Genomic DNA, 16,359 nt, shown 5'->3' with positions numbered 1-16,359 from the left:
TCTGAATCGGCGGCGTCGGCCCGGTTATCGATAACCGGTATTTTTATAACGTTTCCGTAAACGCGGTTGGAACAGAGCAGGACCACATTACAAAAGGCAGGGGTCTTCTTTAGGGGTGGCTCTGGTACATTGAAGTTGGTCAGAGACAGCGGTTTAACAGGGAAGGGTGAAGAGAGACAATAAGAATGGTAGACACGAAAAAGCGTCCGGGAAAAGATCTTGATCGTATCGATCGCAACATCCTGAACGAATTGCAAAAAGACGGGCGTATCTCCAATGTGGAACTTTCCAAACGGGTCGGCCTTTCGCCAACCCCGTGTCTGGAGCGCGTTCGGCGTCTGGAACGACAGGGTTTTATTAATGGCTATACCGCACTGCTGAATCCGCATTACCTCGATGCGTCGTTGTTGGTGTTCGTTGAAATCACCCTCAACCGTGGTGCGCCGGATGTATTTGAACAGTTCAATTCAGCCGTGCAAAAACTTGAGGAAATCCAGGAGTGTCATCTGGTTTCTGGGGATTTTGACTATTTGCTCAAAACCCGTGTACCGGATATGTCGGCATACCGTAAGTTGCTGGGAGAAACGCTGTTGCGTCTGCCGGGCGTGAACGATACCCGCACCTATGTGGTGATGGAAGAAGTGAAGCAAAGCAACCGGCTGGTCATCAAGACCCGCTGACAGCAAGGGTGCATAACCTGATAAATTCAGCTACACTCCTGTGAATCTGTACAGTATGGCGCCGGGTGATACTCGGCGCTTTATCATGAAACATTTACAGGGAACCTGGAGAGACGCTTGAGCCAGGAATACACAGAAGATAAAGACATCACGCTGAAAAAACTCAGCGCGGGTCGACGTTTACTGGAAGCGATGTTAATCGTCGTGGTGCTTTTTGCCATTTATCTGGCGGTAGCGCTACTGAGTTTCAGCCCTTCGGACCCCAGTTGGTCACAGACTGCCTGGCATGAGCCAATTCATAATCTGGGGGGCGGGGTAGGGGCCTGGCTGGCCGATACTCTGTTTTTCGTTTTTGGCGTACTGGCGTATGCCATTCCTGTTGTGATGATTTCACTGTGCTGGGTTGTCCATCGCCAGCGCGGACAACGCGCCACATTGGATTATTTTGCCCTCTCATTGCGCCTTATCGGCACATTAGCCTTGATACTGACGTCCTGTGGGCTGGCGGCGCTTAACGTAGACGACATTTACTATTTCGCCTCTGGCGGCGTACTCGGCAGCCTGCTCAGCAGCTCAATGATTCCGCGCTTCAACAATATTGGTGGCACCATGATTTTGTTGTGCGTGTGGGCGGCAGGGTTGACTCTGTTCACGGGCTGGTCCTGGTTGACGATTGCGGAAAAGATCGGTGCCGGTGTCATGGGATGCCTGACACTCTTTTCCGGCCGTCGTCGTGAAGAGGACTACCTTTACGATGACGATGATGTCGATGAGCAATCCGTAGACGCGCAACACGACACTGTCCGTCACGATACTGTCCGTCACGATGGTTTGCGTGAAGATCTCGCGCATGACGTCGCACATGCCGATAAAGACGATGTGCTGATGACACCTGCACCGTCCCCGGCAGACGAGGATGAAGACGACGTGCTGTTTTCCGCACCGGCTGTGACGGCCATATCGGCAGTGGCGGCCGCATCAGCACAGGCTGATACCCCAGTCGTTAACACAGTAGCGGCAGCAGTGGATGTGAGTGTGGATGTGCAGAGGGAAAATCAGAGTCAGCTTACGACGGCGATGCCTGATGCGGAACCGGTGCTGAAACCACATCCAGAACCGATAGCGATGACGCCGTTGCCAGAACCGACCGCGTACTCGGTGCCATCGCCCATGAAACCCATACCAGAAGTCGCTCAGCGAGCGGATGTTCCTCCGGTGACGACGTCCTATCCGCCATCGTCGTCTGTCTCTGGTGGTGTCATGCCCTCACCGTTTGGCTCTGCGCCATCCTTACCGGAAACTATGCCGGACTGGCAGCCGCTGACATTGCAGGCAGACGATCGGATTGGCCGGACAGCAGCAACGGTGACAACTGTGGCTGCCGTTGCGAGTACTGTCGCGGCAATCAGTGAACCGGAGCCTAAGAGTGCGACGCCGTTTATGCCGGCATTCACTACCGATGAAGAGAATAACCCGCAGGTGAAACGCGGTATGGGGCCGGAATTGCCGCGACCCAATCCGGTACGCATTCCTACCCGGCGTGAGCTGGCATCGTATGGTATCAAACTGCCTTCACAGCGGCTGGCTGAACAGCAGGCTCGTGAGGCCGAACGGGCACAGGCATCCCATGCAGAGCAGTCGATAGCGGCTTCAACAACGCAAAATGGGCTAACTGCATCAGAGGGGGTACTGGCACAGGAGGGGGTTGGTGTAACGCCATCAGATACGGTGCCGACATTGGCTGCTCAACCATCGCTGCATTCTGCGCAACCGGCACCGACAGGCTTTTCTGATGATGATCAGGAGGCGTTGGCCCAGGAGGCAGCATTGCGGCAAGCCTTTGCTGACCAGCAACGTGAGCGCTACGGCGACACCTACCCAGACCACGAAGAAGCACAAGATGCGCTATTGCAGGCGCAACTGGCGCGTGACTTCGCTGCTATGCAGCACTCCCGTTACGGTGAAACCCATGAGCCAGAACCGGAAGAGATTGAAGTGCCGCGCGCCATCGTGGCTGAACCGCCCGTAGCCACAGGCAGTCATGTCTCTGACCATGTGCTGAAAACCGAAGCACCACGCCACTCAGCAGTACATCAGTCAGCAGTACATCATCAGCCAACAGTACATCAGGCAGAAGCACCTCAGACAGAAGTGCCCAAGACAAAAGACAGCGTTTATGCCATTTCGCCGTTTGCCGATCTTGTGGATGATGGTCCATCGGAGCCGCTGTTTACCCTCTCGGCCCAGGAGTCGTTCCCGGATGATGAGCCTGCCTCAGCGCAGGTTGAGCCTAAAACGGCGGAAGTGGAATCATCACCGTCGATTATGGATAGCCTGATTCATCCCTTCCTGATGCGAAATGATCAGCCATTGCAGAAGCCGACAACGCCATTGCCGTCGTTAGATCTGCTAACGCCTCCGTCGATGAATGATGCACCGGTTGATCGGGTTGCATTGGATGAGATGGCGCGTTTGATTGAAACCCGGCTGGCGGATTATCGCGTCAAGGCAACGGTGGTGGATTACCATCCCGGGCCGGTGATCACACGGTTTGAGCTGGATTTAGCGCCTGGCGTCAAGGCCGCCCGTATTTCCAATCTGGCGCGTGATCTGGCGCGTTCGTTGTCGGTGGTAGCGGTGCGTATTGTCGAGGTTATCCCCGGCAAACCTTATGTGGGGCTTGAACTACCTAACCGCCACCGTCAGACCGTCTTCCTGCGCGAAGTGCTGGATTGCGACAGATTCCGTGACAACGCGTCGCCGCTGGCTGTGGTATTGGGCAAAGATATCTCTGGTCAGCCAGTCGTTGCCGATCTGGCGAAGATGCCGCACTTACTGGTGGCCGGTACCACCGGCTCTGGTAAATCAGTCGGTGTGAACGCCATGATCATCAGCATGCTGTATAAAGCGACGCCCGCGGATGTTCGCTTTATCATGATCGACCCGAAAATGCTGGAATTGTCGGTATACGAGGGTATCCCACACTTGTTGACCGAAGTGGTGACCGACATGAAAGACGCTGCTAACGCGCTGCGTTGGTGTGTTGGTGAGATGGAGCGTCGCTATAAACTGATGTCAGCGTTGGGCGTGCGTAATCTCAGTGGCTATAACGAGCGCGTGATGCAGGCTGAATCGATGGGTCGCCCGATCCCGGATCCGTTCTGGAAGCCAGGTGACAGTATGGATACCCAGCCGCCGGTGTTGGAAAAACTGCCTTATATCGTGGTGATGGTTGACGAATTCGCTGACCTGATGATGGCGGTGGGCAAGAAGGTGGAAGAGCTGATCGCTCGTCTGGCGCAGAAGGCCCGTGCCGCCGGGATACATCTGGTGCTGGCAACGCAGCGTCCGTCTGTCGATGTGATTACAGGTCTTATTAAGGCCAACATCCCGACCCGAATTGCCTTTACCGTATCAAGCAAGATTGATTCTCGTACCATCCTCGATCAGGGGGGCGCAGAATCGCTGCTGGGCATGGGGGATATGCTGTATATGGCACCCAACTCGTCGATCCCGATTCGTGTTCACGGCGCGTTTGTCCGTGATCAGGAAGTGCATGCGGTGGTTCAGGATTGGAAAGCGCGTGGCCGTCCTGAGTATATCGATAGCATTATCAGTGGTGATGACGATGGCGAGGGCGGTAGCCTGGGCTTTGACGGAGACGAAGAATTGGATCCGTTGTTCGATCAGGCGGTAGCGTTCGTGGTGGAAAAACGGCGTGCTTCAATTTCTGGGGTACAGCGCCAGTTCCGCATCGGTTATAACCGCGCAGCGCGTATCGTTGAACAGATGGAAATGCAGGGGATTGTCAGCAGCCCCGGCCATAATGGCAACCGTGAGGTGCTGGCTCCGCCACCGATGGAGTAATGTTCAGTGGTGATGTCGCTTCCTGCACCCGTCCTGCAAAGAAGCGTAAAATGTCGTAGATAACAGATAATTCGTCTGTCATGCCGCTTCTGGCTGGGATACAGTAGCGCCCAGCCGAGTCGCGTTCGGTTGAGCGCGACGCCTGTGGTTAGCCGCAGTCGCGGTAAGAACACGCAAAGGATTTTTTGTATGATAAAAATAGGGTTGATAACGGGCTGTTTGCTCACCAGTCTGGTTTCCAGCGCAGTCTATGCTGATGCTGCCAGTGATTTGCAGAGCCGTCTTAGCAAAGTGAATAGCTTTCATGCCAGCTTTGCGCAGAAAGTCACGACGGATGATGGCGCGGCAGTGCAAGAAGGGGCCGGTGAACTATGGGTAAAACGCCCGAATCTGTTCAACTGGAAAACCACGTCACCGGATGAAAGTACGCTGGTGTCCGATGGCAAAACGTTATGGTTTTATAACCCTTTCGTGGAACAAGTCACGGCAACCTGGGTGAAAGACGCGACAGGTAATACACCGTTTATTCTGATTACTCGTAACGACCCGAAAGACTGGGGCAAATATAACGTGAGTCAGAAAGGGGATGAGTTTGATCTGACCCCCCGAGTGGCGAGCGGTAACCTCAAGCGGTTTTCTATCAACGTGAGCAGCGATGGCACGATTCATGGTTTTACCGCCACCGAACAGGATGGGCAGCGCAGTGCCTATACGCTGAAGAATCAGCAGAATGGCGATGTGGATGCCGCGAAGTTTCGTTTTACGCCGCCAAAAGGCGTAGCGGTGGACGATCAGCGTCAGTGAGGCGTGTGTGAGTAACCTGTCCCTCGATTTTTCCAATCAACAGTTTCAGCCACTGGCCGCGAGAATGCGGCCGGTTACTCTGGCGCAGTACATTGGCCAGCAGCACCTGTTGGGGCCAGGTAAACCGCTACCACGCGCGATTGAAGCCGGGCAGCTTCACTCCATGATTCTGTGGGGACCGCCCGGTACCGGGAAGACGACGCTGGCTGAGTTGATTGGCCATTACGGTCAGGCTGATGTCGAGCGTATTTCTGCGGTGACGTCTGGCATCAAGGAGATCCGCGAGGCGATCGAGCGGGCCCGCCAGAACCGTGATGCCGGACGGCGTACCATCCTGTTTGTGGATGAAGTACACCGGTTTAACAAAAGCCAGCAGGATGCGTTTTTACCCCATATCGAAGATGGCACCATCACGTTTATTGGGGCGACCACGGAAAACCCATCGTTCGAACTTAATTCGGCGTTGTTGTCGCGCGCACGTGTTTATCTGCTCAAAGCATTGAGTGTTGATGATATTGAGCAGGTACTGTTGCAGGCGTTACAGGACAAAGAGCGCGGATTAGGTGGGCAGCAGATTGTTCTGCCGGATGAAACCCGCCATTTGCTGGCAGAACTGGTCAACGGCGACGCTCGCCGTTCATTGAATCTGTTAGAAATGATGGCGGATATGGCTGAAGCCGATGCCACTGGCCGACGCCTGTTGACGCTTGAATTGCTGAAAGAAGTTTCAGGTGAACGTAGCGCCCGCTTTGACAACAAAGGTGATCGTTATTACGACCTGATTTCAGCGTTGCATAAATCGGTTCGTGGTTCGGCGCCGGATGCCGCGTTGTATTGGTATGCCCGCATCATTACCGCCGGTGGCGATCCACTGTATGTTGCCCGGCGTCTGTTGGCGATTGCTTCCGAGGACGTCGGTAATGCCGATCCCCGTGCCATGCAGGTGGCAATAGCCGCCTGGGATTGTTTCACCCGTGTCGGTCCGGCAGAAGGTGAACGGGCTATCGCTCAGGCGATAGTGTATCTGGCGTGTGCGCCGAAAAGTAATGCCGTATATACCGCGTTTAAATCGGCGATGCGTGATGCCCGTGAAAAACCGGATTACGATGTGCCGGAGCATTTACGCAATGCACCCACCCGCCTGATGAAAGAGATGGGCCTGGGCGCAGAGTACCGTTACGCACATGATGAAGTTAACGCTTATGCCGCTGGCGAAGTGTATTTTCCCCCTGAAATGGCAGAAACACGTTATTACCAGCCGACTTCTCGTGGTTTAGAGGGCAAGATTGGTGAAAAGCTGGCCTGGCTCGCTGCTCAGGATCAAAATAGCCCGACAAAACGCTACCGCTAGCATTCACGTTGCGGTAAGGTTATTGCGAGATTTTCTGCTGCACGGTGCCGCCACTGGCACCCTGTAATTATCAATATCCCCTTAATAATACAAGCACAGGACTAGCATGCTCGATCCCAATTTACTGCGTAATGAGCTAGACGCAGTCGCCGAAAAATTACTGGCTCGCCGAAATTTTAAACTGGATGTAGAAGCGCTGCGTAATCTGGAAGAACGCCGCAAAGTGCTTCAGGTTGAAACAGAAAATTTGCAGGCAGAACGTAACTCGCGATCGAAAGAGATTGGGGCGGCTAAATCGCGTGGGGAAGATATTGAACCACTGCGTCGTGATGTCAATGAATTGGGTGAGAAGCTGGATGCCGCCAAGGCTGAATTACAGCAGGTGCAGAGTGACATTGAAGCGATTGCTCTGACGATTCCCAATATGCCTGATGATTGTGTGCCACTGGGCAAAGACGACACAGAAAATCAGGAAGTCATGCGTTGGGGTGAAGCACGTCAGTTTGATTTCCCTGTGCGCGACCATGTCGATTTGGGTGAACTGACGGGCGGCTTGAGCATGGCGCTGGGCGTGAAGCTGACGGGTTCCCGTTTCTCGGTGATGAAAGGTCAGGTAGCCCGGTTACATCGTGCGTTGGCGCAGTTTATGCTCAACCTGCATACCGCTGAGCATGGCTATGAGGAGGCGTATGTCCCTTATCTGGTCAACCATGCCACATTGTATGGCACGGGGCAGTTGCCTAAGTTTAAAGAGGATTTGTTTCACACCCGCCCTCTGGAAGAAGAATCTGAAACCAGCAACTATGCGTTGATTCCAACCGCGGAAGTGCCGTTAACCAATCTGGTACGTGATGAAATTCTGGATGAAGAGTCGCTGCCGATCAAACTAACCGCACATACACCATGCTTCCGCTCTGAGGCTGGCTCTTATGGTCGGGATATGCGCGGTCTTATCCGTGTACACCAGTTCGATAAAGTCGAAATGGTGCAGATCGTCCGTCCGGAAGACTCTATGCAAGCGCTGGAGGAACTGACCGGTCATGCAGAGAAAGTACTGCAACTGCTAAAGCTGCCGTATCGCAAAGTGCTGCTGTGCAGCGGTGACATGGGCTTTGGCGCATGCAAAACATACGATCTGGAAGTCTGGTTGCCGGCGCAGAATACCTACCGTGAAATCTCTTCCTGCTCCAACTGTGGGGATTTCCAGGCCCGCCGTATGCTAGCGCGTTGCCGCAGCAAAGGTGATAAGAAAACCCGGTTGGTACATACCCTGAACGGCTCTGGTCTGGCTGTGGGGCGTGCGCTGGTTGCGGTGCTGGAAAATTATCAGCAAGCCGACGGCCGGATCGAAGTGCCAGAAGTGCTGCGTCCGTATATGAACGGTGTGCAGTTTATTGGTTAACCTTCGCCTATTTTAACGTTCTCATTAAAGCGCTCTTCGGGGCGCTTTTTTTATCCTTTGAAATCCATCCTGTCCTGATGACACGGTGTGGAATAGTCTGATTTCACGTTTATAGCGACGTTGATAAGAGGATTCAGGCATCCTCTTATGGAGCGCAGGCTCATCGGGTTCTAAGTTTTTTGTCATTGCACTGACCGGGCGGCTTTCAAAAGAAGAAAGGCAAGGGCAGCACGATGAGAAGAAGGGGGGGAACTCCTGAGGATTGAGCCAGCGAGGTGATTTATGCCACGACATATCGTTAGTCTGACCGGGCGCTTACTGGGTGCGCTACTCTATTACTCACCTGATGATGAACACAATGTCGCATTGATTGAACGGCTGAGGCACGCTGCGTGGCAGCAGACATGGCCGTGTGGTAACCAGGCCGATATTGCCACTGTTGCCCGACAAATTCATAGCGGGTTACAACCCGGTTACGATGAGCGGTTATCGCTTGCCTGGAAGCGATGGCTCAGTGGTGATGAAGGCATGCCCGTTCCACCCTGGGGGTCGGTATACCTTGACAGGCAAAACGTGTTGTTTGGTGATTCGACACTGGCGCTGCGGCGCTGGCTGCGGGAGTTGGGTATTGAGCCGCGTTGTGATCGCCGTGAACCGGAAGATCACATCGGGTTGATGCTGATGCTGGCAGCGTGGTGTGCGGAAAATCAACCAGACAGCCTGCCGGAACTGCTTAGTGAACATTTGCTACCGTGGGCGATGCGTTATCTGGATTTACTGGAGCGCCATTGCGGCCATCCGTTCTATCAGGGCGTGGCTCGGTTAACACACATTACCCTGCAGGACTGGCAGGGGCGTTTTCAGTTAATCCAGAAGGAGAAGGCGCTTTTTTATTAATCCTCATTGAGTAATACCCCCGGCTCTATCTGTGAGTAGTGGGGGGGATTGATGTGTGTAGTGCCTGTTGAATACTTTATCCGTATCGTGCAGCTCGCTGCCAGGCAGGTCGTGCCCGCATTGCTTCCAGTAAACGCCAGAGGTGAGGGCGAGAAGGTGAGATCCAGCCGCGTTGAGCGGCGATATCCAACGGGAATCCCATCATGATATCCGCTGCTGAGAAAGTATCACCGGCCAGCCAGCGAGAGGTTGCCGCTTCTTGTTCCAGAAAATCGTAATGCAGGTTGCATTGGGTATTGACCATATTGCGGATTGGCCAGCCGAACGGACCCATCTTGTACGCCACCAGTTTGAGTAACATAGCCGACATTAACGAGCCCTCGGCGTAGTGCATCCAGTACCGGTAACGCCAGAAATCCGTGCTATCAGCGGGCGGTGCCAGATGCGGGCCAAATGTCGCAACCAGATATTCCAGAATCAGTCCCGTTTCTGCCAGAACCTTGCCATCGTGTTCAATGACCGGTGCTTTCCCCAGCGGATGAATATCGCGTAACGAGGCCGGTGCGCGCATCGTGGCTTTATTACGCTGGTAATTGATCACGTCATACGGCACATCCAACTCTTCCAGAAGCCATAAAATCCGCTGCGAGCGCGAGGTATTGAGATGATGAACTCGAATCATTAGATCGCCCTGTGTGCTTTTCTGATGAAAGGACTACCATCCCATATCATGCCCGGCGAAAAAAAAATCAGATGCCTCGTCTGGACTGGAGCAACCCGCTGTTTCTGATAGCGTTGTTCATGAAATAGCGGGTTGAATGTGGGCTACTGATTCTCTTCTACCAGTTTGAGCAGGTAGTTATGCCAGTCGTCTGCTCGTCCCAGCCAGGGCGCGATGTTCAACGTGGTAAAAATATCGTCTACCGCGAAAACGATGGTGGGGAAACCGGCACCGCCTGATTGGGTCAGCCACTGGCGGCTTTCCTCAATGTGCTTACGGGTGGGTAAACCACGCCAGTGTATGCAGGCGTTTTCAAAGTCTTCCAGCGGCAAACCAATTTCTACCGCCATTTTCAGTAGTACCGATGTTTCGGAGATGCACAGCCCTTCAACATAATGGGCGCGTTGCAAACGCTCGAGTAAATCAATTCCCCGGCCACCGAGCTCCTCGGCTGCCAGAATGGCTGTTGTAGGGGGTTCTGAATCCAGCGTTGCGGTAACATCCCACAGTAGGCCATTGAAATAACCATCACCGAATGGCTGTCCGCTCATCTGGGCAATGCGACGATCGTGCGGCTGAACGTAATCCCGCCATTCCGGCGTGATGCGCCGCCGGTTCGGTCCGGTCATCATGCCACCAGCGTGCAGCACGACAGGCAGCCCTTCAATTTTGCGAGCTGCATGGATTAACGGCGCTGCGGCGTAACACCAACCGCACAGAGGATCGAAGATGTAGTGTAGCCTGTTCATTCATACGCTCCGTATGTTGCCCGATGGATGGGGCACATCAGCAAAGGGAAAGAGACTGGTTATCGCGCCACAAACCTTCCCGAGCAATTGCCAGAGTGGCCTGCTATGACTACCTGTGTGACGCTCTGTCTTAATTATTGTCTATTTCCTGAGAGTTAGCAGGCGGTGGTGTCATTTTATCCTTCCGGTTCTGCGATCACAGATCGCAAACCTGAAAGAAAAGTCCCCACCGCCAGGCATCAAGGTGGACCGTGTCGCGGCAACCGCAGATATTATCCGGTGAATATTAAGGCCACTGCATTTCGCTTTTGATGACCCTGGCGCTCAGTTCCAGCGAGGCGGCCTCACCGAGATCCGGGTAAGCGAGTTTCATTGCCTCAACCAGCGCAGTGCTATTCGCCGATATCGGAATGTTCTTCTCGAAGGTTTTCAGGTAATCCCGGGTAAAGCTCACATTCTGCAGTGACCAGGGTGATGAGCCATCCTTGTTAGGCAGGTAGTGACCGGGTACTACCGTGGTTGGGTTGAGCTTGTCGATAGTATCCAGATCGCTCAACCATGCCTGACGTGAGGCGGTAGTTTGGGTATCTGCGACCCACACATGGATATTGGCTGAGGTTTGCACGCCGCCGATGACGGCTTTCAGTGACGGGATCCAGACAAAGGTTCTGTCCGGCGTTGCCCCTTTCAGCCCCATGATATCGATGTTGCTGCCTTCGAGTGTCAGGTGATCGGTGTTTAGCGGCTGAGGAGTGATGACCTGTTTCGGCGCATTTTCTTTCAGTATGGGGCCCCAGTAGGCGATTTTCTTGTCTTTAGTCGCGTTGATGGCCGCGATAGTTTGTGGTGTGGCTACAATCTGTGCGTCAGGGAAGGCGGCCTTCAATACATCCAGACCAAAATAGAAATCCGGGTCATGATGGCTGATGTAGATAGTCTTCAGTTTTTTTCCGGTAGCGCGGATTTTTGCCACCAGATTCTCGGCGTCGTTACGCTGGAACTGGGCATCAATGAGTAAGGCGTCATGTTCCCCGGTGATGATTTCAGACGACACCGGGAAGAGGGATTTTGCTCCGGGGTTATAGACTTCCATTTTTAATGCCGCGGAAGCGGAAAATGCCATAGACGCTAACAGCGTGGCAAGCAGGGTGCGTTTTAACATGGGGAATACTCCTTCCTGAATGAGAGGACGTCATGATAAATTTCATTTTCATAAAGAAAAATCCTCACTTTCGGTCGTCTTTGTTGCATAAATCGGACAAATAATGGATAGAATTACCGCCGCTCAGGTATTTGTCACTATCACCGAACAAGGTAGCCTGACTGGGGCGGCCGACGCGCTGGAGATGTCCCGTGCGATGGTGACCCGGTATCTGGCTGAAATGGAGCGTTGGGCTGAGGCTCGATTATTGCACCGCAGCACCCGGCAACTGAGCCTGACCCATGAGGGCGAAACGGTGTTGCAGCATTGCCGTGAGTTGTTGGCTGTATCGCACAAACTCGATATGCCAGCCAAAGGCAGGAAGGAGCCCTCGGGCTTACTGCGGCTGACCTGTTCTCCGTCACTGGCGCAGGCGACGTTGGTTGCAGCCATTACGACTTATCTGCTGCGTTATCCCAAAACAGCGGTTGACCTACAGGTCGCAAGCCATACCCTGAATCTGATTGAGGAGCGTATCGATCTGGCTATTCGTATCACCAGTCAGTTAGATTCGGGGTTAATTGCTCGCCGGTTGGGAGGCTGTCCGTCGGTCGTGTGTGCGGCCCCTTCGTATCTGGCGGCGCACGGTACACCGCAGCGCGTGGAAGACCTGGCCGTACATAATTGCCTGACCTATTCGTTCTTCGGTAAGAGCCTGTGGCAGTTTACCCGTAAGGGAGACACGATAGCGGTACCGGTCAGCGGTAGCTTCAGCGCCAATGATTCGTTGATGTTGCTGGAGGCGGCGCTAAATGGCGCTGGAGTAAGTTTACAACCGGTCTATTCCGTTACCGATCTGATCGCCAGTAAACGGCTGATTGCCCTATTTCCGGAATCACAGCCGCAAGAGTTGGATATTTACGCGGTGTATCACTCGCGCGAGAGAATGTTGCCTGCGTTGCGAGCGCTGGTGGATTTTCTGGCGGAATGGTTCGGTAATAATCTGGAATGGAAGCGTGTAGCCCGGCGCTGAGATGTCCGCCAAGGCACTGCATCGGCTGGCAATCGGGACGCATGGACAAAATGTGCGACAGCCGGTGAGAAGGCGATTGACTTTGCCATTGTCAGTGGCATGATGCGCGCAAAATATCCTCTCTTTTCGGTTTGCCTTTCCATGTCAACCTATACACGCCCGGTTCTGCTGTTGCTCTGTGGGCTGTTGCTGCTTACTGTTTGTCTGGCCGTGTTAAATACACTGGTGCCGTTATGGCTCAATGATCGTCAATTGCCGGTCTGGCAGGTAGGCGTTGTAGGGTCAGCCTATTTCAGTGGGAATTTGGTGGGTACGCTGGTGGCTGGCAGGTTAATTCGATACAGCGGTTTTAATCGCAGTTACTACCTGGCAGTACTGATGTTTGGCGGTGCGACGGCCGCGTTGGCATTATCGCCGGATATTTGGAGCTGGATTCTGTGGCGCTTTGTTGCCGGGATTGCCTGTGCGCTGATTTGGGTCGTAGTAGAAAGCGCGCTACTGTGCAGCGGTAATGCGCTCAATCGAGGGCAATTGCTGGCCGCGTACATGATGGCCTACTATTTGGGCAGCGTTGTTGGGCAGTTGCTCCTGAGCATGGTGTCTACCGCACTGTTCAGTATTCTGCCCTGGCTGGTGGCGTTGGTGCTGCTGGCTGCTCTGCCGTTACTGTTTGCCCGCATCCCACCTCCTCAGCCCGTTACGCACCGTGTCAACGTCTGGCGGATGCTACGCTATCGCACTGCCCGCTTGGGGATTCAGGGGTGTGTGATTTCCGGGATCATTCTGGGGTCGCTGTATGGTTTGATGCCGCTGTATCTGGCTCATCAGGGGATGAGTGACGCCAGTGTCGGTTACTGGATGGCGTTATTAATCAGCGCGGGTATTCTCGGACAATGGCCAGTCGGACGAATGGCGGATCGCTACGGTAGATTGCTGGTGCTGCGAGTGCTGGTGTTTGCCGTGATCCTCGGTTCACTGGCGATACTGCTTCCGGGGCGATATAGCATGGCATCGTCGCTGTTTCTGCTTGGTGCCGCCGGGTTTACGCTGTATCCGGTAGCAATGTCGTGGGCTTGCGAGAAGGTGGCACCCAATGAACTGGTCGCCATGAATCAGGCGTTACTACTTAGCTATACCATTGGTAGCCTGTGCGGACCGAGCCTTGCCGCTATGCTGATGCAGACCTATTCCGACATGTTACTGTTTGTGCTGATTGCAGCGGTATCGCTGGGGTATTTGATTATTCTGCTGAAAAAAGCCGACCATCACCCCCGACCGCTGGCGGTATGAGGTGACTGCCGACGCCGACTGATTTACAGTCGGCGTCGACGATAGGCTGGCGAAAGTTGCCCGATTTCGGCAATGTTGTTCCACAGGACTTCAGCCACCGGGCTTAATCGCTGTCTGGCGTTGCGAACCAGATAAAAAATACTGTTAAGCCGCAGGTCTTCCGGTGCAATGGCCGTCAGCATGCCTTCCTGCACCCAGCGTGAAGCATAATGGTCCGGCAAGAAGCCCACGTGCGTGCCAGCTAAAATCAGTAGCATGCAACCTTCCTCGCTACAGGCAATCTGTTGTTGTCCTTGTTTGGCCACCGGTCCGAGCTGTTTGCACATCTCGTTCATGGCGTAACCACCAACCAATAACCGCTTTGGGTTAAGGGTGCCGTCACGCCATTCCTGTTCAATACGTCCAGCGTGTTCTGCGGCTGCATAGAATGAACTGTGCTCAATAAAAGCCGGCTGGAAGAAAATATCAGGTGGCACATCATCTGGCAGGACGGTCAATATGACATCCAACTCGCTGTTGCGTAGCCGCTCCATCAGCGACTGATGATCGCTGATGTAGAGGTTCATTGATGCATCGGGGCTTAACTCAAGTAAACGGCTTATGGCTAATGGAACGGCTCGCTCCGGGTGCGAAACAATATTATCCAGACAGCCCAGTCTTACCTCACCAATCAGCTCATGTTTGATCCGAGCCAGTCGATTGGCAAAGTCATCCAGTGTAGCGATAACCGAACGCGCTTCCTGATAAACCAACTCACCCTCTGTCGTGAGTAAAAACCCACTGCGGCCGCGCTCACACAGAATCAGCCCTAGCGTGTCCTCAAGTCGCGACAGGTAGTGACTCAGCACTGGCTGACTCAGACCAGTGGCCTCCTGTGCATTGGTGATCCCTTTATTCTCAACAATCTTGCAGAATAGTTTCAGCCAACGAATTTCCAGTTTATCGAGCCGCATAATGTGTCCCTGAAGTACAAATACCCAGCGTAGTTCAGGTTGCCAGCAGGCTGTCAGCATCACGCTACTCCGCATTGTGCAGGTGTCTGCGCGAGCGCTGGTCCTGAGGTGTGATTACTTTGGGTATAAGCTGGTTCAATTAGCATTGAACGCCATCCATTGTGTTCTATGTCTTGTTTCTATGGCGTATACCTCTCGCCTTATCTCAGCGAGTCGATATCCCGCAATGTGTGATGCACGATGCCCTGAGTTTTTCCATCTAGCCTCATTGAGTGGCGCGCTGCTCTCTGTCACATCATCGCTATCATGCTTTATTTTTATCGTGCGCGCTTGCTTCGTATTGTGACACGTGACGAGTAAGGAACATGGTGATGCCTGTGGACAATACCACTGGATAGGCCAGCGAGTGGGAGAAGGAGAAACGCTGGCGATAGCCAGCCAGAGTGCGTTAGCAGATGACGTTGACCCAGACAGGTCAGCAAGGCAGGCGGTTTTCCCTGCCTTGAGCGGTGGTGTTTACCGATTAATACACCACTTTGTGACCGTAACTGGCCAGAATGGACTTAACGCGATCCATGGTGTCGGCTTTAGGCGGCTTCACGCCATCCAGCTTGTATTCCTCGCCCATGGCTGTCCATTTGTGCTTGCCTAATTCGTGATAGGGCAATAGCTCGATCTTTTCAATGTTACTCATCCCTTGGGTAAACTCGCCCAGCAAATGAGCGGAGGCATCGTCATCACTCCAGCCAGGCACGACCACATAACGAATCCAGGTACGTTGGTTGCGTTTGGCAAGATAACGGGCGAAATCCAGTGTACGGTGATTGGATACCCCCACCAGGTTCTGGTGGATCTCGTCGTTAAGCTGCTTGAGATCCAACATAACCAGGTCGGTGGCATCCAGCAGTTCGTCAATTACCGGGTCGTAGCGTCGTACAAAACCGTTGGTATCCAGACAGGTATTAATCCCTTGCTCATGACAGGCACGGAACCAGTCGCGAACGAATTCAGCCTGTAGAATAGCCTCTCCGCCTGATGCTGTTACACCACCGCCGGACGCATTCATAAAATGGCGATAGGTCACCACTTCCTTCATCAGCTCTTCCACTGTGATTTCCTTACCGCCGTGGGTATCCCAGGTATCACGATTGTGGCAGTAGAGGCAACGCATCAAGCACCCCTGGAAAAAGGTGATGAAGCGAATACCGGGGCCGTCTACGGTGCCACAGGATTCGAAAGAGTGAATGCGACCAATAACTGACATGCGAGGTTTCTCCAGGTTGGGCCGGGAAATAACGGCCTGCAATGAGCGCAGTAACAACAGGGTAGCACGAAGGGCTACACCACGGTGTTCGGCGTCGAATCTGTTTTGTCAGCCTGCCAGCCGATGAGAGCAGGCTGACAAAACAGGTTCTGATTTATTTCGGCAGGAGTGGTGAAAAAATTTCTGGAAGAAATCTTTAGCGCCGCT

General features: G+C 53.6%; 12 protein-coding genes and 2 pseudogenes. 9 read left to right on the top strand and 5 right to left on the bottom strand.

All coding sequences use genetic code 11. The features are described 5' to 3' along the window. Positions 1-185 precede the first annotated feature (185 nt). The 7 genes and pseudogenes from lrp to dmsD all read left to right on the top strand — a co-directional run bounded on the left by lrp (position 186) and on the right by dmsD (position 9,001). The gene (lrp, locus tag FAZ14_RS13870; RefSeq protein ID WP_005967536.1) at positions 186-680 is read left to right on the top strand and encodes a leucine-responsive transcriptional regulator Lrp; all 495 of its coding nucleotides are present in this window, start codon (positions 186-188) and stop codon (positions 678-680) included. 192 nt (positions 681-872) lie between these two features. Next, positions 873-1,310: pseudogene (locus tag FAZ14_RS20485) on the top strand (DNA translocase FtsK 4TM domain-containing protein); the annotation flags it as partial. Positions 1,311-2,114: 804 nt separating this feature from the next. After that, a pseudogene (locus tag FAZ14_RS20480) lies at positions 2,115-4,547 on the top strand (DNA translocase FtsK); the annotation flags it as partial. Between the two features lie 189 nt (positions 4,548-4,736). Continuing rightward, positions 4,737-5,351, top strand: a complete 615-nt coding sequence (gene lolA, locus FAZ14_RS13860) for an outer membrane lipoprotein periplasmic chaperone LolA (RefSeq protein ID WP_016943751.1) — start codon at positions 4,737-4,739, stop codon at positions 5,349-5,351. 7 nt (positions 5,352-5,358) lie between these two features. Then, a complete protein-coding gene (locus FAZ14_RS13855; RefSeq protein WP_016943752.1) occupies positions 5,359-6,702 on the top strand; it encodes a replication-associated recombination protein A in 1,344 nt (447 codons plus the stop codon). A gap of 106 nt (positions 6,703-6,808) precedes the next feature. Continuing rightward, positions 6,809-8,104, top strand: coding sequence for a serine--tRNA ligase (gene serS, locus FAZ14_RS13850; protein ID WP_038926425.1), 1,296 nt, complete (start codon positions 6,809-6,811; stop codon positions 8,102-8,104). A gap of 282 nt (positions 8,105-8,386) precedes the next feature. Further along, complete coding sequence (gene dmsD / locus FAZ14_RS13845) at positions 8,387-9,001, top strand: Tat proofreading chaperone DmsD (protein WP_016943852.1); 615 nt, start codon at positions 8,387-8,389, stop codon at positions 8,999-9,001. Between the two features lie 76 nt (positions 9,002-9,077). Here dmsD and FAZ14_RS13840 read toward each other — a convergent pair whose 3' ends face one another. The 3 genes from FAZ14_RS13840 to FAZ14_RS13830 all read right to left on the bottom strand — a co-directional run bounded on the left by FAZ14_RS13840 (position 9,078) and on the right by FAZ14_RS13830 (position 11,633). Beyond that, positions 9,078-9,683: a glutathione S-transferase family protein gene (locus FAZ14_RS13840; RefSeq protein WP_016943851.1), complete on the bottom strand. Its 606-nt coding sequence runs from the start codon at positions 9,681-9,683 to the stop codon at positions 9,078-9,080. 143 nt (positions 9,684-9,826) lie between these two features. Further along, entirely contained in the window at positions 9,827-10,471 is a 645-nt protein-coding gene (locus tag FAZ14_RS13835) for a DsbA family protein (protein WP_012884959.1), read from the bottom strand. A 286-nt stretch (positions 10,472-10,757) separates the two neighbouring features. After that, positions 10,758-11,633, bottom strand: coding sequence for an MBL fold metallo-hydrolase (locus FAZ14_RS13830; protein WP_153508714.1), 876 nt, complete (start codon positions 11,631-11,633; stop codon positions 10,758-10,760). Between the two features lie 103 nt (positions 11,634-11,736). Between FAZ14_RS13830 and FAZ14_RS13825 the strand changes: the two genes are divergently transcribed. Then, positions 11,737-12,645, top strand: coding sequence for a LysR family transcriptional regulator (locus FAZ14_RS13825; protein ID WP_153508713.1), 909 nt, complete (start codon positions 11,737-11,739; stop codon positions 12,643-12,645). Positions 12,646-12,786: 141 nt separating this feature from the next. Continuing rightward, the gene (locus FAZ14_RS13820) at positions 12,787-13,935 is read left to right on the top strand and encodes an MFS transporter (RefSeq protein WP_153508712.1); all 1,149 of its coding nucleotides are present in this window, start codon (positions 12,787-12,789) and stop codon (positions 13,933-13,935) included. Between the two features lie 23 nt (positions 13,936-13,958). Here FAZ14_RS13820 and FAZ14_RS13815 read toward each other — a convergent pair whose 3' ends face one another. Next, the gene (locus FAZ14_RS13815) at positions 13,959-14,888 is read right to left on the bottom strand and encodes a LysR family transcriptional regulator (RefSeq protein WP_153508805.1); all 930 of its coding nucleotides are present in this window, start codon (positions 14,886-14,888) and stop codon (positions 13,959-13,961) included. Between the two features lie 523 nt (positions 14,889-15,411). Further along, positions 15,412-16,152, bottom strand: coding sequence for a pyruvate formate lyase 1-activating protein (gene pflA / locus FAZ14_RS13810; RefSeq protein ID WP_153508711.1), 741 nt, complete (start codon positions 16,150-16,152; stop codon positions 15,412-15,414). Positions 16,153-16,359 lie beyond the last annotated feature (207 nt).

The organism is Dickeya oryzae (assembly GCF_009372235.1).
GTDB lineage: Bacteria > Pseudomonadota > Gammaproteobacteria > Enterobacterales > Enterobacteriaceae > Dickeya > Dickeya oryzae.
Note: the sequence above shows the minus strand (reverse complement) of the source record. Positions and strands in the feature narration are given on the sequence as shown.

What these genes read in the sequence shown, in the direction of transcription:
- lrp (WP_005967536.1), top strand. Translation starts at nt 186, where the DNA reads ATGGTAGACACGAAAAAGCGTCCGGGAAAAGATCTTGATCGTATCGAT.
- lolA (WP_016943751.1), top strand. Translation starts at nt 4,737, where the DNA reads ATGATAAAAATAGGGTTGATAACGGGCTGTTTGCTCACCAGTCTGGTT.
- serS (WP_038926425.1), top strand. Translation starts at nt 6,809, where the DNA reads ATGCTCGATCCCAATTTACTGCGTAATGAGCTAGACGCAGTCGCCGAA.
- dmsD (WP_016943852.1), top strand. Translation starts at nt 8,387, where the DNA reads ATGCCACGACATATCGTTAGTCTGACCGGGCGCTTACTGGGTGCGCTA.
- FAZ14_RS13840 (WP_016943851.1), bottom strand. Translation starts at nt 9,683, where the DNA reads ATGATTCGAGTTCATCATCTCAATACCTCGCGCTCGCAGCGGATTTTA.
- FAZ14_RS13835 (WP_012884959.1), bottom strand. Translation starts at nt 10,471, where the DNA reads ATGAACAGGCTACACTACATCTTCGATCCTCTGTGCGGTTGGTGTTAC.
- FAZ14_RS13830 (WP_153508714.1), bottom strand. Translation starts at nt 11,633, where the DNA reads ATGTTAAAACGCACCCTGCTTGCCACGCTGTTAGCGTCTATGGCATTT.
- FAZ14_RS13825 (WP_153508713.1), top strand. Translation starts at nt 11,737, where the DNA reads ATGGATAGAATTACCGCCGCTCAGGTATTTGTCACTATCACCGAACAA.
- FAZ14_RS13820 (WP_153508712.1), top strand. Translation starts at nt 12,787, where the DNA reads ATGTCAACCTATACACGCCCGGTTCTGCTGTTGCTCTGTGGGCTGTTG.
- FAZ14_RS13815 (WP_153508805.1), bottom strand. Translation starts at nt 14,888, where the DNA reads ATGCGGCTCGATAAACTGGAAATTCGTTGGCTGAAACTATTCTGCAAG.
- pflA (WP_153508711.1), bottom strand. Translation starts at nt 16,152, where the DNA reads ATGTCAGTTATTGGTCGCATTCACTCTTTCGAATCCTGTGGCACCGTA.